Genomic DNA, 19,117 nt, shown 5'->3' on the forward strand with positions numbered 1-19,117 from the left:
CTACTGTAATAAGTGTCGAGTGACAATTGGTGTTTCATTATAATAAAGTGTTTCGAAATAAAGTCATTTAATTTGAATAAAGTTGTTTCTTCTAACAGTACTTTTCTTGGAGGGAAAATGATGTTCAAAACAAAAAGAAATTGCAGAATTAGGAGATTATATTCTTTTTAAAAATGGAATCAAAGGGATCGTTGAGAAGGTATATGAAAATTCGGTCATTGTGAATATAACCGAAAATAAGACGGAATGGCAGTTTGAAGGAAATAGAACCGTTGTGGCACATAAAAATTACAAGGTTTTGGTTGTGCATGATGTGAAAGCAAACGTCATTTATACCCGATTTAAAATAATCTGAAACAAATCCGTTTAAAACCGGAGTCTTACGTTCACATGAAAGGATTAGGGGAACATAGCATGACGGTAAAAGGCTTGTAAGTGCTAACTATAGTAACGCGATGCAAGCCAGCTAGGCAGTTACGTGCATATAGCAAGAAAAATAAATTATATCTAGCATTCCGTGTGCAGAAAAGGAATTCTTTACAGCACTTAAAATGATATTTGTATAAGGCTCTTAATCATAAGGGGTCCAGATTCCAGTTTAAATCCATTATGTGGGAATCTATATTTTAAAGTTATCTTTCCTGGCTACGGGGAGATAACCTTTTGTTTACCTTTTGAAAACAACCTTCCACATTCTTTTTCTGAAATTGGATGCAAAAAGATAGTATTGAAGCAGGCTGAATCAGGATTTAATCAAAACGTTGATTAAATAAGGCTGAAGTTGGTTTTTTATAAAGTGTTAATCTTATTGAAAATTAAATCTATTAATTCCTACTTGACCGATTGGAATTTGTGTATTAAAATTTCGATAATATTATTAGTAAATAAAAGAGGGGGAAGAGGATGAACACGATTCTTATTATTGTGAATATTGCTGTTTTGCTTTTGCTCATGTTTGGTTTGTTTATCTTGCAAAAGAAGCATGTATCTTTTTCAAAACGTGTTTTCATTGGTTTGGGTTTAGGTCTTATTTTTGGTTTTATTATTCATCTTATCTATGGAACAACATCCGAGGTTACAATAGGAACAATCGATTGGTTTAACATTGTTGGCAGTGGTTATGTAAAACTATTACAAATGGTTGTTATGCCGCTGGTATTCATTTCTATTGTCGGAGCCTTTACAAAATTAAAATTAACAAAAAATATTGGAAAAATTAGTGTTCTAGTTATTGGAATTCTACTTGGAACGACCGCCATCTCTGCAGCAATTGGAATTGGAGCAGCTTTAGGCTTTGGGCTTGATGGAATTGAGTTAACTGAAGGTGTGGCTGAAGCAGCTCGTAATGCGGAGTTACAGGATAGAGCTGCCGGGGTTCATGCTATGACAGCTCCTCAACAAATACTAGAGTTATTCCCAGGTAACCCGTTTTTAGATTTAACAGGCGCTCGTGCAACCTCAACGATTGCAGTCGTTATTTTTGCAGCTTTTATCGGAATTGCTTATCTTGGTGTAAAACGTAAGGAACCGGAGCATGCAGAATTTTTTGCGAAGATCATCGATACTTTATACGCAGTAATCATGAGGGTTGTAACACTAATTCTTCGTTTAACACCTTATGGTATTCTAGCAATCATTACTAAGGTTGCAGCGACAAGTAATTATGATGCCATCGTGAAATTAGGAAAGTTTGTCATTGCATCCTATGTGGCGCTTATTCTAGTGTTTATTGTGCATTTACTATTATTATCATTTGCAAAACTAAGTCCTCTTCATTATGTGAAAAAAGGCTTACCAACCCTGACATTTGCCTTTACTTCACGTACAAGTGCAGGGACATTGCCAATGACAATTAAAACGCAAACAAAGGATTTTGGTGTCTCTGAAGGGATTGCAAACTTTGCGGGATCCTTTGGACTTTCAATTGGTCAAAACGGATGTGCAGGTGTTTATCCAGCGATGTTAGCGGTAATGGTTGCTCCAGCTGCAGGTATTGATCCTACAAGTCCAGGATTCATATTCTCTCTTATTCTAGTAGTGGCAATCAGTTCATTTGGTGTCGCAGGTGTTGGCGGTGGCGCAACGTTCGCAGCCCTAATCGTGTTATCCGTAATGAACCTTCCAATTGCGATTGTCGGTCTACTAATCTCAGTCGAGCCTCTTATTGACATGGGCCGTACAGCCTTAAACGTCAGTGGAGCGATGACCTCTGGGGTACTAACAAGTAAAGCAACAGGTGAATTCGAAACAGAAGTATACAAACAACCCAACATTGTAGAAGCCTAAAAATGGTGAAATAAATGGGGCAGGCACCGATCATGGACAAATCAATGTGATTTGTCAGCTTGGAGTGGACAGTAATGTTTTTCCTGCTACTTTTAGTTTGATCGGTATTAAAGGATTTAATTTATGATAAGCAAAGAGACACCAAGGTAATGGTCCTTGTTGTCTCTTTCTATATTTTTAGTGTATTTCATTGCCGAAAAATCCTAATGCATATTTAATGCCTTCTTCAATTACATTTGTTTCATATCCTTCTAAGTCTTCATTGTAATTTCTTATATAGTTCTTGATAATGAATAACCGCTGTCTAAGTTAACATGAAGCAGGACTTCATATCAATTTGTTATTTTGATAATGGGATCATCGCGAAAGGGGTTCCAATCGTATTCCACAGGCTCTAATTCTGACATGAAAACAACTCCAAATTTTTCTTTCAATGATATATCAAGATTTTTACTGCTTTTATTTTAAGGAACATTTGTTTGATTTTCGAGACAGTCGCTTTTTCATGAAATTTATCATTTAACTACACTAAAAATTATCAGGGATTTGAAGAGATTTATAGATTCATACCTTCAGTGATTTAATAAATTGTGTTAGCTGCATTTAGGCTAGCTTTTTTTCTTCAGAAAAAGACTTGAAGGGCTTTTAAATAAATGTAAAGTACATTCTTTTGCGGCAGCACTACGAACTGATCAGAAAGGAAAGACGCCTTTCTGTCATTCCGTACGTGTCGCTTCGGCATTAAATGGACCGATAACCACGGACTGTACGGCTAACGCATTTCATTCCGTAGGTTCCTGTTCCATTTACGGCAGGCCGTCATACCGAACGAACCGAAAACTTATCCTCAAATAGAAAATCCTACTCAATACAATAATCAACATATTAAGTACGATATAGAATCAAACATTCCAGAAAGAGAAAAGGACACAGTAAGAATGGTCAGAAGTTTACCTCAGAATCAAAAGTACTTACTTTGGGATTTAATAATAAAATGTAGTAGTGATGGAATCACAATTTTTTATGGTGACAAAAGGACTCTAACGGTTTTATTGGAAAAAAACTTGATAATGATAAATTCATTCTATAAAGCTAAAAACAAGAAATTAGTATTTTTGTTTTACAAGGAGCTCCTAATTTGTTTCGTTATTTACAAAGAAAAAATAGATATTAAAAATTTATTTCTTAACAGGAAAAAACTATAAATAAATAAGACAGGGTTATTAAAATAATATTTCCCACAATTTGAAAGTGAAAAGAGATCAAAAATTATTGCACTGGACTACTAGAAATGTTATTATTCAAAAGCTGCTTCAATAAATATATCAATTGAAAATCAAATCTATTAAAAGAAATTAATTTTTAGTTGATTTTTATAGAACAGCATGATAAAATATTCTTTGTCGCTAATTTAAAATCAATAATTTTTAAAAAAGCTATTGACATTGTTAATATGAGATGGTAGACTAATATTCTGTCTCGAAAAATTGTTCTTTGAAAACTAAACAAACAAAATCGTGCAAACAAACAAAAATTATTAGTTTCAACTATGAAACTAGCCAACGTAACAAAATGAGCTAATCAACTTTCTTGGAGAGTTTGATCCTGGCTCAGGACGAACGCTGGCGGCGTGCCTAATACATGCAAGTCGAGCGAATCAATAGGAGCTTGCTCCTGTTGGTTAGCGGCGGACGGGTGAGTAACACGTGGGCAACCTGCCTGTAAGACTGGGATAACACCGGGAAACCGGTGCTAATACCGGATAATCCTTTTCCTCTCATGAGGAAAAGCTGAAAGACGGTTTCGGCTGTCACTTACAGATGGGCCCGCGGCGCATTAGCTAGTTGGTGAGGTAACGGCTCACCAAGGCGACGATGCGTAGCCGACCTGAGAGGGTGATCGGCCACACTGGGACTGAGACACGGCCCAGACTCCTACGGGAGGCAGCAGTAGGGAATCTTCCACAATGGACGAAAGTCTGATGGAGCAACGCCGCGTGAGCGATGAAGGCCTTCGGGTCGTAAAGCTCTGTTGTTAGGGAAGAACAAGTACCGGAGTAACTGCCGGTACCTTGACGGTACCTAACCAGAAAGCCACGGCTAACTACGTGCCAGCAGCCGCGGTAATACGTAGGTGGCAAGCGTTGTCCGGAATTATTGGGCGTAAAGCGCGCGCAGGCGGTCCTTTAAGTCTGATGTGAAAGCTCACGGCTCAACCGTGGAGGGTCATTGGAAACTGGGGGACTTGAGTGCAGAAGAGGAAAGCGGAATTCCACGTGTAGCGGTGAAATGCGTAGAGATGTGGAGGAACACCAGTGGCGAAGGCGGCTTTCTGGTCTGTAACTGACGCTGAGGCGCGAAAGCGTGGGGAGCAAACAGGATTAGATACCCTGGTAGTCCACGCCGTAAACGATGAGTGCTAAGTGTTAGGGGGTTTCCGCCCCTTAGTGCTGCAGCTAACGCATTAAGCACTCCGCCTGGGGAGTACGGCCGCAAGGCTGAAACTCAAAGGAATTGACGGGGGCCCGCACAAGCGGTGGAGCATGTGGTTTAATTCGAAGCAACGCGAAGAACCTTACCAGGTCTTGACATCCTCTGACACTCCTAGAGATAGGACGTTCCCCTTCGGGGGACAGAGTGACAGGTGGTGCATGGTTGTCGTCAGCTCGTGTCGTGAGATGTTGGGTTAAGTCCCGCAACGAGCGCAACCCTTGATCTTAGTTGCCAGCATTTAGTTGGGCACTCTAAGGTGACTGCCGGTGACAAACCGGAGGAAGGTGGGGATGACGTCAAATCATCATGCCCCTTATGACCTGGGCTACACACGTGCTACAATGGATGGTACAAAGGGCTGCAAGACCGCGAGGTTTAGCCAATCCCATAAAACCATTCTCAGTTCGGATTGCAGGCTGCAACTCGCCTGCATGAAGCCGGAATCGCTAGTAATCGCGGATCAGCATGCCGCGGTGAATACGTTCCCGGGCCTTGTACACACCGCCCGTCACACCACGAGAGTTTGTAACACCCGAAGTCGGTGGGGTAACCGTAAGGAGCCAGCCGCCTAAGGTGGGACAGATGATTGGGGTGAAGTCGTAACAAGGTAGCCGTATCGGAAGGTGCGGCTGGATCACCTCCTTTCTAAGGATAAAGCTGGACCTGTGAGCCAGACAAAACAGTTTGTGACACGATCTTTGTTTGTTTAGTTTTGAGAGTACAATTCTCTCAAAGCTTTTTTTAATCGTTCTTTGAAAACTAGATAATCGTAATGAAGAAGTCAATGTAAGAACCGAGAAAATGCCATTTTAGTTTTCTCTCTTATTAAGTTAAGAGAATAACCTTTTAGGTTAAGTTAGAAAGGGCGCACGGTGAATGCCTTGGCACTAGGAGCCGATGAAGGACGGGACTAACACCGATATGCTTCGGGGAGCTGTAAGTAAGCTTTGATCCGGAGATTTCCGAATGGGGGAACCCACTGTTCGTAATGGAACAGTATCTTTACCTGAATACATAGGGTATTGAAGGCATACCCGGGGAACTGAAACATCTAAGTACCCGGAGGAAGAGAAAGCAAACGCGATTCCCTGAGTAGCGGCGAGCGAAACGGGACATAGCCCAAACCAAGAGGCTTGCCTCTTGGGGTTGTAGGACACTCAACATGGAGTTACAAAGGAACGGGGTAGATGAAGCGACCTGGAAAGGTCCGTCATAGAAGGTAAAAACCCTGTAGTCGAAACTTCGTTCCCTCCTGAGTGGATCCTGAGTACGGCCGGACACGAGAAATCCGGTCGGAAGCAGGGAGGACCATCTCCCAAGGCTAAATACTCCCTAGTGACCGATAGTGAACCAGTACCGTGAGGGAAAGGTGAAAAGCACCCCGGAAGGGGAGTGAAATAGTTCCTGAAACCGTGTGCCTACAAGTAGTTAGAGCCCGTTAATGGGTGATAGCGTGCCTTTTGTAGAATGAACCGGCGAGTTACGATCCCATGCAAGGTTAAGTTGAAGAGACGGAGCCGCAGCGAAAGCGAGTCTGAATAGGGCGTATGAGTATGTGGTCGTAGACCCGAAACCAGGTGATCTACCCATGTCCAGGGTGAAGTCCAGGTAACACTGGATGGAGGCCCGAACCCACGCACGTTGAAAAGTGCGGGGATGAGGTGTGGGTAGCGGAGAAATTCCAATCGAACTTGGAGATAGCTGGTTCTCTCCGAAATAGCTTTAGGGCTAGCCTCACGTAGTAAGAGTCTTGGAGGTAGAGCACTGTTTGGACTAGGGGCCCTCATCGGGTTACCGAATTCAGACAAACTCCGAATGCCAAAGACTTATCCGTGGGAGTCAGACTGCGAGTGATAAGATCCGTAGTCAAAAGGGAAACAGCCCAGACCACCAGCTAAGGTCCCAAAGTATACGTTAAGTGGAAAAGGATGTGGAGTTGTTTAGACAACCAGGATGTTGGCTTAGAAGCAGCCACCATTTAAAGAGTGCGTAATAGCTCACTGGTCGAATGACTCTGCGCCGAAAATGTACCGGGGCTAAACGTATCACCGAAGCTGTGGATTGACATCTTAGATGTCAGTGGTAGGAGAGCGTTCTAAGGGCGTTGAAGCTAGACCGTAAGGACTGGTGGAGCGCTTAGAAGTGAGAATGCCGGTATGAGTAGCGAAAGATGAGTGAGAATCTCATCCACCGAATGCCTAAGGTTTCCTGAGGAAGGCTCGTCCGCTCAGGGTTAGTCGGGACCTAAGCCGAGGCCGAAAGGCGTAGGCGATGGACAACAGGTTGATATTCCTGTACCACCTCTTTATCGTTTGAGCAATGGGGGGACGCAGGAGGATAGGGTAAGCGCGCTGTTGGATATGCGCGTCTAAGCAGTTAGGCTGAGAAGTAGGCAAATCCGCTTCTCGCGAAGGCTGAGCTGTGATAGCGAGGGAAATTTAGTACCGAAGTTCCTGATTCCACACTGCCAAGAAAAGCCTCTAGCGAGATAAAAGGTGCCCGTACCGCAAACCGACACAGGTAGGCGAGGAGAGAATCCTAAGGTGAGCGAGAGAACTCTCGTTAAGGAACTCGGCAAAATGACCCCGTAACTTCGGGAGAAGGGGTGCTTTTTGAGGTGAATAGCCTCGAAGAGCCGCAGTGAATAGGCCCAGGCGACTGTTTAGCAAAAACACAGGTCTCTGCGAAGCCGCAAGGCGAAGTATAGGGGCTGACGCCTGCCCGGTGCTGGAAGGTTAAGAGGAGGGGTTAGCGCAAGCGAAGCTCTGAATCGAAGCCCCAGTAAACGGCGGCCGTAACTATAACGGTCCTAAGGTAGCGAAATTCCTTGTCGGGTAAGTTCCGACCCGCACGAAAGGCGTAACGATCTGGGCACTGTCTCAACGAGAGACTCGGTGAAATTATAGTACCTGTGAAGATGCAGGTTACCCGCGACAGGACGGAAAGACCCCGTGGAGCTTTACTGTAGCCTGATATTGAATTTTGGTACAGCTTGTACAGGATAGGTAGGAGCCTGAGAAGCCGGAGCGCTAGCTTCGGTGGAGGCGTCGGTGGGATACTACCCTGGCTGTATTGAAATTCTAACCCGCACCCCTGATCGGGGTGGGAGACAGTGTCAGGTGGGCAGTTTGACTGGGGCGGTCGCCTCCTAAAGAGTAACGGAGGCGCCCAAAGGTTCCCTCAGAATGGTTGGAAATCATTCGCAGAGTGTAAAGGCACAAGGGAGCTTGACTGCGAGACCTACAAGTCGAGCAGGGACGAAAGTCGGGCTTAGTGATCCGGTGGTTCCGCATGGAAGGGCCATCGCTCAACGGATAAAAGCTACCCCGGGGATAACAGGCTTATCTCCCCCAAGAGTCCACATCGACGGGGAGGTTTGGCACCTCGATGTCGGCTCATCGCATCCTGGGGCTGTAGTCGGTCCCAAGGGTTGGGCTGTTCGCCCATTAAAGCGGTACGCGAGCTGGGTTCAGAACGTCGTGAGACAGTTCGGTCCCTATCCGTCGTGGGCGCAGGAAATTTGAGAGGAGCTGTCCTTAGTACGAGAGGACCGGGATGGACGCACCGCTGGTGTACCAGTTGTTCTGCCAAGGGCATCGCTGGGTAGCTATGTGCGGACGGGATAAGTGCTGAAAGCATCTAAGCATGAAGCCCCCCTCAAGATGAGATTTCCCATAGCGCAAGCTAGTAAGAACCCTGAAAGATGATCAGGTTGATAGGTCAGAGGTGGAAGCGTGGTAACATGTGGAGCTGACTGATACTAATCGTTCGAGGACTTAACCAATTTTTAAGGCATACTCGTTTTTACAACTTCTTTTGCATTATCTAGTTTTGAGGGAATGATACCTCAACCAAATAGTCTGGCAATTATGGCGAGAAGGTCACACCCGTTCCCATACCGAACACGGAAGTTAAGCTTCTCAGCGCCGATGGTAGTTGGGACACGCGTCCCTGTGAGAGTAGGACATTGCCAGGCTACCCCTTTGGGGTTATTTTTTTGTCAAAATTTATTACGGCCCCTTGGTCAAGCGGTTAAGACACCTCCCTTTCACGGAGGTAACACGGGTTCGAGTCCCGTAGGGGTCACTATATTTGGAGGATTAGCTCAGCTGGGAGAGCATCTGCCTTACAAGCAGAGGGTCGGCGGTTCGATCCCGTCATCCTCCACCATATTATTTTTCCAAACTAATGCCGGGGTAGCTCAATTGGTAGAGCAACTGACTTGTAATCAGTAGGTTGGGGGTTCAAGTCCTCTCGCCGGCACCATGCTTCTTACAAAGGATTAGAGAATCATCTTAGGATGAGCCATTAGCTCAGTTGGTAGAGCATCTGACTTTTAATCAGAGGGTCGAAGGTTCGAGTCCTTCATGGCTCACCATTTAAAATTAATATGCGGGTGTGGCGGAATTGGCAGACGCACCAGACTTAGGATCTGGCGCCGCAAGGCGTGGGGGTTCGACTCCCTTCACCCGCACCAAAGTTTTTTGCGATAGCAAAATAACTTACCATATATGCGGAAGTAGTTCAGTGGTAGAACACCACCTTGCCAAGGTGGGGGTCGCGGGTTCGAATCCCGTCTTCCGCTCTCTATTTTTGCCGGGGTGGCGGAACTGGCAGACGCACAGGACTTAAAATCCTGCGGTAGGTGACTACCGTACCGGTTCGATTCCGGTCCTCGGCACTTAAAGTTTTTTGTGAAAGCAAAATAACTCACAATATATGCGCCCTTAGCTCAGCTGGATAGAGTGTTTGACTTCGAATCAAAAGGTCGGGAGTTCGAATCTCTCAGGGCGCACTTTAACGGGAAGTAGCTCAGCTTGGTAGAGCACTTGGTTTGGGACCAAGGGGTCGCAGGTTCGAATCCTGTCTTCCCGACCATTCTTCACTTAAATCTTAAGGGGCCTTAGCTCAGCTGGGAGAGCGCCTGCTTTGCACGCAGGAGGTCAGCGGTTCGATCCCGCTAGGCTCCACCATAATTTAATTGTATATTTGGCGGTGTAGCTCAGCTGGCTAGAGCGTACGGTTCATACCCGTAAGGTCGGGGGTTCGATCCCCTCCGCCGCTACCAAATGTTTCTTTAAATAAATTTTAACTTGGACCTTTAGCTCAGCTGGTTAGAGCAGACGGCTCATAACCGTCCGGTCGTAGGTTCGAGTCCTACAAGGTCCACCATTAGCTTTATATTTAATAAGGAGGAATACCCAAGTTTGGCTGAAGGGATCGGTCTTGAAAACCGACAGGCGGGTCATACCGCGCGGGGGTTCGAATCCCTCTTCCTCCTCCATATTTTTCAATAAAATAATAATTTCTATTGTCGCGGGGTGGAGCAGTCTGGTAGCTCGTCGGGCTCATAACCCGAAGGTCGTAGGTTCAAATCCTGCCCCCGCAATATGGTCCGGTAGTTCAGTTGGTTAGAATGCCTGCCTGTCACGCAGGAGGTCGCGGGTTCGAGTCCCGTCCGGACCGCCATTTTTATTCCGGTAGGTTAACTACTGTTGATATAAATTGTGTGGCTCAGTAGCTCAGTCGGTAGAGCAAAGGACTGAAAATCCTTGTGTCGGCGGTTCGATTCCGTCCTGAGCCACCATTAGACCTAATAATACCTTAGTCTATTTGACAATATGGAGGGGTAGCGAAGTGGCTAAACGCGGCGGACTGTAAATCCGCTCCCTCAGGGTTCGGCGGTTCGAATCCGTCCCCCTCCACCATTATTAGAGATATTAGTATTAATGATATAAAAAAAGTCTAAGAAATTTTGATATTGATTTCTATTATAAATTGTTGATTATGGCGGTTGTGGCGAAGTGGTTAACGCACCTGATTGTGGTTCAGGCATTCGTGGGTTCGATTCCCATCAGTCGCCCCATTTATTTTTAAATTATTGGGCTATAGCCAAGCGGTAAGGCATCGCACTTTGACTGCGACATGCGTTGGTTCAAATCCAGCTAGCCCAGCCATAATTAGGCAGCATAGCCAAGTGGTAAGGCAGAGGTCTGCAAAACCTTTATCCCCGGTTCAAATCCGGGTGTTGCCTCCAATTTTAGAAATGCGGGTGTAGTTTAGTGGTAAAACCTCAGCCTTCCAAGCTGATGTTGTGAGTTCGATTCTCATCACCCGCTCCAATGGGCCTATAGCTCAGCTGGTTAGAGCGCACGCCTGATAAGCGTGAGGTCGATGGTTCGAGTCCATTTAGGCCCACCATAATAAAATAGTATATTTTTTGTTCCACAGTAGCTCATTGGTAGAGCAATCGGCTGTTAACCGATCGGTCGTGGGTTCGACTCCCACCGTCTCCACTAATACATACTTGGTGTCAACCTTTAAAATCAAACCTTCAAGCAATGAAATGTTATCGAACGGTAATCGTGCAAGGGAATACTATCCCTATTTCGTTACTGCTTTGATTAATTCATTCTTGGAGGTTTTTTGTTATGGGAAGAAACACTAAGTTAGGAATATTCGATATTGAACTAGAAGAGGTTGAACACCAGCATAAACATAAAGTTAGTAGTTCGGTTGCTGTATCTGCTTTGCAAGAACGATTAGCAGTAACAACCGCATTATGGTCAGATAAAAGTAGTCCAAGAAGAGCTAAAACCAAAATAAAAAGAGGCTTATTTAGCCTCAGTTCTTTTTCCCTTTTCTATTTCATTCTTGATGCTCTTATAAATGAATACACCTTGTAATATGCTCAATACTGCTCCTAAGGCTATCTGTAAAAATGTCTCAGGAAAATTTATCTCAGGTTTTGTTCTTCTCATTCTACATCTAACTCCTTTTTTATTATCTTTTGTTAAATTTAGCTAAATAATGCAAACAGTGTAAAAAAAGTGGAGGAAAGGCATCAGCTCTAAAAGCTACCGGTGTAAAAGTTTCATCACTCTTTTCATGGAGCAATGAAACAACCATGGCTCCCCACTCGAAAAAAACGAACTAATATTCCTTTTACATAAGAAAGAACAAAGGAGACAAGTGTCATGATAGGAGATCAAGGTAAATTCAAATGGCAAGGTTTCACAAAAAATAAATGATAAAGGTGTAGGCATCTTTTTTTATTTTTCTATACCCTGGTATGGGACAAACTTGGATCGGGGAAGGATAGGGGTAAGGAGGCGATTAATAAATGGCTACATTCGAAGTTCTGTCCTTGATGCTTAGTTTTGGCATGTTTGTAATCGCTGTTTTGAATTTTCATGATAAAGATAAGAATTCTTGAACACGCTGAAAATGCGTGTTGTTTTTTTGTCTCGTATACATCGGTAGGAGAGGTTATTTTTAGAAAGAAGATGATCTAGTTCAAATATTGGCGGCATCACTACGGTCTGAAAAGGAAGCAAAAGACGCTTCCCATCATTCCGTACGTGTCGCGTCGGCACTAAATGGATCGGGAGGGTCTAACCGATATGGAAATTTTACCTTCCTAGGTTAGACCCATTTTAAAGGTGTTTCCGAATCTTGCTCAGTTGAATCAGTAGTAGCCGTATCTTGTGCCAACGGAATAACATAAATAATATTTTTAATATTTCAAATAATTTAAATGATTGACATAATGTCGCTATAGATGTAAATTACACATATAGAAGAATAATCCAATGGCAAAAGATAGCGCCAATCAAATCATTCAACTATCAAAGAGTTTTGTTCTGCCTTTTATATTATTAATTCTTAGTAGAATGTCACTTCATGGATACGAGCTATTTCAAAAGCTTGAAACATTTGGGTTTCATACGATTGATCAAGGAAGCTTATATCGGCTCCTTGGTCAGCTTGAAAAGGAAAACCTTGTTTCATCTGAAATGGGATACTACGGGAAATGGTTCGGCAAAGCGATGTTACAAAATCACAGAGGTAGGCGTTACATACTTAAAGGGATATGCAAATCAACTAGAAACCTACCAATCAATGTTAGATCAATTCTTCACAACGTATTCTAATTTACTAGAGCTCTTTATCCCTTCATTTAAAAGGAAGGATCCAATAGAGAAAGGCACCAATGACAAGAGGAGGAATGAAAATGAGTACAACGACAAAAATAAGTGAGCAAGCAAAGAAAGCTGCTGTAGTTAAGGAAGAAGGTTATCAAGTCATGCCATTTGTAGACACCTTATGGAATCAATTCGGGCTATCGTTAGATTGGGCAAAGGAACTACAAGAAAGTGGAGAAGAAGCTTATCTAAAGACTGTAAAAGAAACGATTAAGGTCAATAAAGACTTTAGAAATTCTTTTTTAAATCTTTATCAAGAATCTAAAAAGACCAACAGTGAAATCGTTGATAGTGTAAGTGCCCTTTATAAAAAAAATGATGCCTTCCAGATTGATTTTCCAGAGCTTACAGACCAATTTCGAGATGTATCTGATCGTGTAGAGAATCTAGCGTTAACTCCAATTAAATTATCCTTCGATCTAATGGATCGATTTGATAATAACCTTGTGGAAAATAGTGAGAATTATGTACACTATGTAAGAGAGCGTCGTAACGACTTGCTAAAAGTTACAAGTGATTATGTTGAAATTGCAAAAAACAATCATAAAAACATCGTTTCCATGATCGAGAAAAGTGTAAAGGTACTTGTTAACAAATAATTAATAAGGATAAATCATTAAGATTCATCCTTGAAAAATAGTAAAGAGACAATCGTTCGGGCGATTGTCTCTTTTTTAAATTCAAAATCTATTACTTGGATTATAGTTTAAAAATTTTAATGATAAAACAGTCCCTGAGCTATCTGCTTCCCAAGGACTGTTTTATTTTTCTTTAATTTTCGCTTAACAGCTGAAAATTGAAAGTAATTATCTACCAGAAAATAGGAAGGCACAGATTTCAGCTACAATCGTATCTTAAATTTAAGGATAGATTAAATAGAATATCTTTTTTCTTATTTTTTGTTCTTGTCCTTCGGATCAATCGCCATTCAAGGGGCAAAAAAGTTTTCGATGATAAATGGGCTATCTCTCATCGAAAACTTTTTGTGCTGTTCCCTTGACCGTCGATTGATGCCCACTAGTTCGTCTTACGGTTCAAAAGGCAAAAAATCATTCATTTTGGAACGGTTGTACCTTGGCGGGGAGCTTTTTAAGAACCCTTAATAAAAGTGAACTATCCGCCGTTTATTACATTGTATTTGCTTAGTTTCTTCTATTATATATACTCTCCAAATACTTCTGGCTTCCAGGCATGAATCGCATGGCGCTCTTTTTCAAATACCTTCTCCAAGTAGATCATTGTCGTTTCGATTTTCTCATGGCCAAGAGAACGCATAATTTGATAAATGTCCACCTTACTTAAATGTGAAATAATCGCAAAAGCATGACGAAATGTATGTGGTCCTACCGCTGAGGAACGATTCATCAGAAAAGGAAGTTTGGTTTCCGTAATAGTTTTGGTTAAATACTGCGATAAATAGGAAGGGGAATAGGATTTTCCTGTATTAGTTGTGACTAATGGGCTTTCCTTATCTGCAACCGTTATGTCTTCAAGCCCTCTTGCATTCCGAAACATTCGAATGCTGTTCACACTTTTTTCTCTTAAAGGGACCTGTCTCTTTTTGTTACCTTTTCCTAATACGTCTAGATAATATCCACCGCTGATTGAATCATATTGGAGATCTCTCACTTTTAACTTACAAAATTCTTCATTTCTTAATCCGGTTGTGGTCAGAATATGAATCATCGAAAAGGCAACAGGATGATTTATTTTATGGAAGTAAACGAGCAGTTGTTTCACTTCCTGTGGTCCTAAGTCACGATTAGGCCGGTCATCTTTTCTTACCGTTGCAGTAAAAAATCCTTTATTTAGTGGTTCACTAATATATTCCACTTCGTATAAGAACTGCAGAAAGTTTTTAATGATCGTTGTCTTTCTTGCCAATGTTGCTTGGGAGTACAAGCCTTTCTTCTGCACATATGGACTTCTGTTTGCCAACCATTCCTGGTATCGCCTTATATGGCGAGGGGAAATAGACTTGAATAAAGAACTTTCTATTATATTCTCAATATCAACATCAATCTCTCGGGAAAACTGGACTAGTTGTTCAACAAATTGTGTGATCTCCCGCCCGTATTCTTTGATTGTTCGTGGAGATTTATCATGCTGCCGATTCAAATGCTCCTGACGATATAAAAACCACTGTATCATTTCCACGTCAGAAAAATCAGAAAATTGCTTCTCTTGATTTTTTTCCGCAAGATCCAATTGCTCCTGCAAAAGAGGAATGGATGAACTATCCTTAATCTTCTTTTTCCATTCATCTATTTGAAGGTCTTTTTTACTTTCCATTGGGGTTTGCATATCTATACACCTCCTTTTTCTTAATTTCAAAAATAATACCATTATTAATTAATATATGTGTTCTAGTCAATGATTTAAGTTAGTTAGATTATAACAAATTTTAATTTTAATATAGATTTTTATCAACATAAAAAAATATTCCCTTTGTTTATATAATAATAGTTATTTATATTTTCCACTTTTATTTTAATCTATATAATTATTTATATTTAATAATTGATACATTATTTTTAATTTATTAAAATATCCATTAATATATTATTAAAGATATAATATTATAAGTAATGTCTAATTATCTTTTAATGATAAACAACATTATCTTTTTTATATTATTGTAAAAAAGGATAATAAAGAAATGATATCGAATGATAAAGACATACAACTTATAAAAGAAATTGTACCTGTTAATGAACAATTCGAAAATTAACTGAACGAATACTAAAAAATGATTAGCTTTGATTTGGCAGCTCTAAGGAGGAATAGTAGATGAATGAATGGTATACACAGAAAGAAGTAGCTGACCGATTAGGTGTTTCTAAACCAACGGTCTATCACTATGGCAAACAAGGAAAAATAAAAAAAATTATGGATCCTTACCGACTGCATAGAGAAGCTCGTTATTATAAAGAGGATGTGGACCGTTTAGCCATAGTGCGGAAACAGATTCCTACCGGAATGCGTCCGTCAGAAGTTGCAAAGCAGTTAGGATTATCCGTTCAAAGTGTCTACAAATATATAAAAGATGACACTATTAAAGCCTTAGAGGTACCTTTTGGTGATGAAAGAACCACATATGTCATATCAGAAGAGGCATTTGAGGAAGCAAAAGAATTGCTGCAATTTTCGGAATCAGAACGTGTTCGGAAAATTGAATATTATGAATCCAGCAATGATATTGCACTCTTTCAACTATTCCAATCTTCAGATAACCTAATAGCTCGAGTTATAAGGAATAAGGAACTGGATTGGGGATTTTATCTTCCAAACTATCAAAAGTGGGTTAATTATGAAGAGGGCACTGAAAGATATTCATTGAACCCTTGTTATGGCATCCATAAAGAGCCATTTGACAATAAAGGTTACGTTCACATTAAGATTCTAAAAGGGGAAGATATATTGTACCCTTTTATTGACTTCATTTATGAATTGTGGGGTATTGAAAACTTAGGAATCCGTGAGCATGATCTATGGGTTCATATATCATTGAAAGCTGGAGAAGTGCCGTTTACTGAACTACCTTTTCCCATTGAACAGCTACTTCTTCATGTACAAGAAGGAACTATTGAAATAGCTGAAGGTTTAGTGATTGTCAGAAGTGCTTATCGAAAAACGAATTTGGAATTACCAATAAAAATTTTAGATAAAGTAAAGCAATTTGCTGAAAATGAGAAAATAACGATGAGTCAATGGGTAGAAAGGGCACTTCAGCAATCCATCGATGAAGAGGAATAAAAATTAAACTTATATTGTAAAGTGATTCAAATGGCTGTAACCAAAGCAACTGTAAAATAGTTTAGTGATACACCACTCATGTTAAAACAGGATCAAAAGGAATGTACCTAGTACGAGTGGGGAGTACTTTATAAAATGTTAGCATTGTTTTAAAAATAGTTCGTGGATAAGAAAAAACAAGGGATTATATAAGTTATTCTCTTGTTTTGTTCTTGTATTTATGTTTTCACTATTGTGGAAAACATAAGGAGAGTCTGGAAGGTTTGTCATTAATGGCGTTTATTGGAATGAGTGCTGGCTCATTAATTCAGTGCAAGCATTTGAACAGTATTTGTTTACTGTTTTAATGATCATGATTTTTGAGCTGCTCTAGAGATTTCTTGGTGGAACCACTTTTTTATTATTCAGATTTAGAGACCGAATGGAAGAAGAATCTCAAACAAAATTGGATATTTATGTTACATTGGTTTGGAGTTTGTGAAGGATTGTACTTAAACTAAAGTAAGCAGTTTGGTGGAAGAGTCCAGTTTGATCTTTGTTCAGCAATCGGGCCATTTAATGGAGGAAGAATTTCAAGGGTGAATTAGAAAAAATACTTTTTAAGTTGAGATCGAGATAAAAATTGATCAAATTTTATAATAAAAAACGCCATTTTAAAAAAGTTTGATTAAAATGGCGTTTCTTCATTTGCTGTTTAATAAGTATTCGAGAGAAACTGTTAATATTGCTTTTTTCTAAAGCTATATATTATACTCTCGAACTAAAAGGGAAAAATAATGGCTGGTCGTCTTTTAAGTTTTATAAAATTAATGTGCATTCATTTCTTCTGCAATTTCTTCTCCACTTAGATTAGAAAAATAATAAGTCGGCCAATTGTCTAATTCATTTAAAAGAGTGTCATGATCTTCATCTCCAAAATAAATATGGTAATGTTCTGATTTTGTTGGATAAATACTATGATCACTGAATTGAACATGTTTTGGTACACCATCTACTTCTCCAACTAAATCAAATAAATAACGAACGCCTCTATTTCCGGATTCATAAGTCAAAATTTTGTATCCATCATACTTATATTCTCCTGTTTTTCCTTCTCCATTTTTATAAAATGTCATCGTATCATCTTTTATAACGATTCGTTCAATGTCTGTTTCATACCCAACTTTATAATATTCTTTGTACTCTTCAAAGATTTTATCTTTGTTTGTTTCTACTTTTTTCTGTAAGACCTCATCTAAAGTTCCATCTAATAAGTATGGATAGACTGATTGCCAATCTCCTTCCCAATCTGATAATTCTCTATCTTCAACTTCGTCATCTTCAAATATCCCTGAATATATTTCTTTCTGCTTTTCATCATCGTGACTATGGTTATGATTGGTACTTTCAGTAGATTCAGAATCAGAGGGAGCATTTCCGACAGGTGTGTCTACTTTTTCTTGACAGCCTATAAGGATTATACCTAATAAGAAAAACACAAATATTGATTTGATAAGTTCCTTTTTCATAAATAAAATATCTCCTTTTCCTTTTTAATAATCGATGCAAATCGTAACAATTCCTATTTATAACCTTTATGAATATACTATGTTTTAAATCTTCTGTCAATATAAAACGTAATGATTATGATTTGTGTTATTTTTGTAATTTAATAAAAGAACGAATGTATATAATTAAATAAATTTTAAACAAAAGATTGTAAAAAAATGTACTTAAACAACGGGAGTATTCTTCAATAGGTAGAACGCTTTTTTTACTAAACGGGTGCTAGTTCAATAAGTGCGATCCATCTTAAACAGCCTTTTATCTTCAACAATCGGGCGCTTTTCTTAAATAAGAAGACGTCTTTGTAATGAGTTAAATTCTAGAACAATCTATTTAGGGATTGGATTATGTTAAAGTGTATAAGAGATTGTGAAGGTTTCTACTTAAACTATAGAGTGCAAGTGTTGTAAATCGGAGCTGTCATTGTGGCAGCTTTTTCTTGTTCCACTATCGGGGCAGTTTAGTTTAAGTATATTTCTTCACAAAGTTATAAAAAAGCTGATTTCCAAATTAGGAGAATCAGCTTTTTGCTATTTAATTCTTAAATTCATAGTTTGTCTCTAAACCTAATACCTACCGTGCGTTTGAGACTGCATGTACACGACCGTATGAAACTGCTGCTACAAAAGCTGCAAACACTGCTGATGCTGCACCGAACCAAGTGATTACCATGACTGACATGCCTCCGACAGCACCCCCCCCCATGCCAGCACCCGCAGAAGTACCTAATTGCACAAATGAATTGTTCAGGCTTAGGAAAATACCAGAGGCATTAGGTACAAGAGATACTAAGTTAAAGTTCTGAGGCGATACAAACGTCCATGCAGCTATCATCCATAACATAAGTAACACAATGGTGACGATGACCGATCCAGAGAATATTGACAATAGAGCTAGGGAAATCGCTTGGATACCCATTCCTCCCACAAGTGTGCGGGTAATGCCCACCTTATCTGCCAAAGATGGATTGAAGAGGGAGAAAAAACATAATCTAGACTAAGAGATGGAACCTTTTCCAAGTACTTTTGTTTTTCTATATTTCCATACATAAAT

General features: G+C 40.4%; 10 protein-coding genes, 23 tRNA genes and 3 rRNA genes. 33 read left to right on the forward strand and 3 right to left on the reverse strand.

What is annotated here, in order from left to right; translation table 11 throughout:
- The first annotated feature begins 139 nt into the window (after window positions 1-139).
- From CCK98_RS32755 to CCK98_RS32910, 32 genes are all read left to right on the forward strand, one after another.
- The gene (locus tag CCK98_RS32755) at window positions 140-355 is read left to right on the forward strand and encodes a DUF2187 family protein (RefSeq protein ID WP_088090792.1); all 216 of its coding nucleotides are present in this window, start codon (window positions 140-142) and stop codon (window positions 353-355) included.
- 548 nt (window positions 356-903) lie between these two features.
- On the forward strand, window positions 904-2,286 hold the full coding sequence (locus CCK98_RS32760; protein WP_088090793.1) for an L-cystine transporter: 1,383 nt from the start codon (window positions 904-906) through the stop codon (window positions 2,284-2,286).
- 1,587 nt (window positions 2,287-3,873) lie between these two features.
- Window positions 3,874-5,423: ribosomal RNA gene (locus CCK98_RS32770) — 16S ribosomal RNA — on the forward strand.
- 204 nt (window positions 5,424-5,627) lie between these two features.
- Window positions 5,628-8,562, forward strand: a 23S ribosomal RNA gene (locus CCK98_RS32775).
- Between the two features lie 75 nt (window positions 8,563-8,637).
- Window positions 8,638-8,754 (forward strand): 5S ribosomal RNA (gene rrf, locus CCK98_RS32780).
- Together the 16S, 23S and 5S rRNA genes with 23 tRNA genes alongside form the textbook arrangement of a ribosomal RNA operon.
- Window positions 8,755-8,792: 38 nt before the next feature.
- A tRNA-Glu gene (locus CCK98_RS32785) sits at window positions 8,793-8,864 on the forward strand.
- An 8-nt stretch (window positions 8,865-8,872) separates the two neighbouring features.
- Window positions 8,873-8,948 (forward strand) — tRNA-Val (locus CCK98_RS32790).
- 20 nt (window positions 8,949-8,968) lie between these two features.
- A tRNA-Thr gene (locus CCK98_RS32795) sits at window positions 8,969-9,044 on the forward strand.
- A gap of 36 nt (window positions 9,045-9,080) precedes the next feature.
- Window positions 9,081-9,156 (forward strand) — tRNA-Lys (locus CCK98_RS32800).
- Window positions 9,157-9,170: 14 nt separating this feature from the next.
- A tRNA-Leu gene (locus tag CCK98_RS32805) sits at window positions 9,171-9,255 on the forward strand.
- A gap of 36 nt (window positions 9,256-9,291) precedes the next feature.
- Window positions 9,292-9,363, forward strand: a tRNA-Gly gene (locus CCK98_RS32810).
- Between the two features lie 10 nt (window positions 9,364-9,373).
- Window positions 9,374-9,459, forward strand: a tRNA-Leu gene (locus CCK98_RS32815).
- Window positions 9,460-9,499: 40 nt separating this feature from the next.
- A tRNA-Arg gene (locus tag CCK98_RS32820) sits at window positions 9,500-9,573 on the forward strand.
- Window positions 9,574-9,579: 6 nt separating this feature from the next.
- Window positions 9,580-9,656, forward strand: a tRNA-Pro gene (locus CCK98_RS32825).
- 19 nt (window positions 9,657-9,675) lie between these two features.
- Window positions 9,676-9,751, forward strand: a tRNA-Ala gene (locus CCK98_RS32830).
- Window positions 9,752-9,769: 18 nt separating this feature from the next.
- Window positions 9,770-9,846 (forward strand) — tRNA-Met (locus tag CCK98_RS32835).
- Between the two features lie 27 nt (window positions 9,847-9,873).
- Window positions 9,874-9,950: transfer RNA gene (locus tag CCK98_RS32840), tRNA-Ile, on the forward strand.
- A gap of 19 nt (window positions 9,951-9,969) precedes the next feature.
- Window positions 9,970-10,062: transfer RNA gene (locus tag CCK98_RS32845), tRNA-Ser, on the forward strand.
- Between the two features lie 31 nt (window positions 10,063-10,093).
- Window positions 10,094-10,167 (forward strand) — tRNA-Met (locus CCK98_RS32850).
- Window positions 10,168-10,170: 3 nt separating this feature from the next.
- A tRNA-Asp gene (locus tag CCK98_RS32855) sits at window positions 10,171-10,247 on the forward strand.
- A 42-nt stretch (window positions 10,248-10,289) separates the two neighbouring features.
- Window positions 10,290-10,365: transfer RNA gene (locus tag CCK98_RS32860), tRNA-Phe, on the forward strand.
- Window positions 10,366-10,401: 36 nt separating this feature from the next.
- Window positions 10,402-10,486, forward strand: a tRNA-Tyr gene (locus CCK98_RS32865).
- A gap of 82 nt (window positions 10,487-10,568) precedes the next feature.
- Window positions 10,569-10,644: transfer RNA gene (locus CCK98_RS32870), tRNA-His, on the forward strand.
- Window positions 10,645-10,660: 16 nt separating this feature from the next.
- A tRNA-Gln gene (locus CCK98_RS32875) sits at window positions 10,661-10,735 on the forward strand.
- Window positions 10,736-10,741: 6 nt separating this feature from the next.
- Window positions 10,742-10,815, forward strand: a tRNA-Cys gene (locus tag CCK98_RS32880).
- Between the two features lie 11 nt (window positions 10,816-10,826).
- Window positions 10,827-10,900 (forward strand) — tRNA-Gly (locus tag CCK98_RS32885).
- Window positions 10,901-10,902: 2 nt separating this feature from the next.
- Window positions 10,903-10,979, forward strand: a tRNA-Ile gene (locus tag CCK98_RS32890).
- 29 nt (window positions 10,980-11,008) lie between these two features.
- Window positions 11,009-11,074: transfer RNA gene (locus CCK98_RS32895), tRNA-Asn, on the forward strand.
- Between the two features lie 135 nt (window positions 11,075-11,209).
- Window positions 11,210-11,464 carry a hypothetical protein gene (locus CCK98_RS32900; protein WP_088090795.1) on the forward strand — a complete coding sequence of 85 codons (255 nt, stop codon included), beginning with the start codon at window positions 11,210-11,212 and terminating at the stop codon, window positions 11,462-11,464.
- 437 nt (window positions 11,465-11,901) lie between these two features.
- Window positions 11,902-11,994, forward strand: a complete 93-nt coding sequence (locus CCK98_RS36685; RefSeq protein ID WP_256358119.1) for a putative holin-like toxin — start codon at window positions 11,902-11,904, stop codon at window positions 11,992-11,994.
- Between the two features lie 376 nt (window positions 11,995-12,370).
- Entirely contained in the window at window positions 12,371-12,712 is a 342-nt protein-coding gene (locus tag CCK98_RS32905; protein ID WP_256942618.1) for a helix-turn-helix transcriptional regulator, read from the forward strand.
- Between the two features lie 80 nt (window positions 12,713-12,792).
- Window positions 12,793-13,362, forward strand: a complete 570-nt coding sequence (locus CCK98_RS32910; RefSeq protein ID WP_179196062.1) for a hypothetical protein — start codon at window positions 12,793-12,795, stop codon at window positions 13,360-13,362.
- Between the two features lie 556 nt (window positions 13,363-13,918).
- On the opposite strand, the gene CCK98_RS32915 is transcribed toward CCK98_RS32910, so the two are convergent.
- Window positions 13,919-15,067, reverse strand: coding sequence for a tyrosine-type recombinase/integrase (locus CCK98_RS32915; protein WP_088090797.1), 1,149 nt, complete (start codon window positions 15,065-15,067; stop codon window positions 13,919-13,921).
- 486 nt (window positions 15,068-15,553) lie between these two features.
- On the opposite strand from CCK98_RS32915, the gene CCK98_RS32920 reads away from it, so the two are divergent.
- The gene (locus CCK98_RS32920; RefSeq protein WP_088090798.1) at window positions 15,554-16,519 is read left to right on the forward strand and encodes a helix-turn-helix domain-containing protein; all 966 of its coding nucleotides are present in this window, start codon (window positions 15,554-15,556) and stop codon (window positions 16,517-16,519) included.
- Between the two features lie 806 nt (window positions 16,520-17,325).
- Here the strand turns inward: CCK98_RS32920 and CCK98_RS32925 are convergent.
- Both CCK98_RS32925 and CCK98_RS32930 read right to left on the reverse strand, forming a co-directional pair.
- A complete protein-coding gene (locus CCK98_RS32925; RefSeq protein WP_088090799.1) occupies window positions 17,326-18,027 on the reverse strand; it encodes a metal-binding protein ZinT in 702 nt (233 codons plus the stop codon).
- Window positions 18,028-18,637: 610 nt separating this feature from the next.
- The gene (locus tag CCK98_RS32930; RefSeq protein WP_142292252.1) at window positions 18,638-19,012 is read right to left on the reverse strand and encodes a hypothetical protein; all 375 of its coding nucleotides are present in this window, start codon (window positions 19,010-19,012) and stop codon (window positions 18,638-18,640) included.
- Window positions 19,013-19,117: the final 105 nt, after the last annotated feature.

The sequence above is a fragment of the Bacillus sp. OV166 genome (genome assembly GCF_900177675.1).
Taxonomy (GTDB): Bacteria; Bacillota; Bacilli; order Bacillales; family Cytobacillaceae; genus Neobacillus.

Bases quoted from the DNA above. Each gene is read 5' to 3' on its own strand.
- CCK98_RS32760 (WP_088090793.1), top strand. From the start codon at position 904: ATGAACACGATTCTTATTATTGTGAATATTGCTGTTTTGCTTTTGCTC.
- CCK98_RS32900 (WP_088090795.1), top strand. From the start codon at position 11,210: ATGGGAAGAAACACTAAGTTAGGAATATTCGATATTGAACTAGAAGAG.
- CCK98_RS36685 (WP_256358119.1), top strand. From the start codon at position 11,902: ATGGCTACATTCGAAGTTCTGTCCTTGATGCTTAGTTTTGGCATGTTT.
- CCK98_RS32905 (WP_256942618.1), top strand. From the start codon at position 12,371: ATGGCAAAAGATAGCGCCAATCAAATCATTCAACTATCAAAGAGTTTT.
- CCK98_RS32910 (WP_179196062.1), top strand. From the start codon at position 12,793: ATGAGTACAACGACAAAAATAAGTGAGCAAGCAAAGAAAGCTGCTGTA.
- CCK98_RS32915 (WP_088090797.1), bottom strand. From the start codon at position 15,067: ATGCAAACCCCAATGGAAAGTAAAAAAGACCTTCAAATAGATGAATGG.
- CCK98_RS32920 (WP_088090798.1), top strand. From the start codon at position 15,554: ATGAATGAATGGTATACACAGAAAGAAGTAGCTGACCGATTAGGTGTT.
- CCK98_RS32925 (WP_088090799.1), bottom strand. From the start codon at position 18,027: ATGAAAAAGGAACTTATCAAATCAATATTTGTGTTTTTCTTATTAGGT.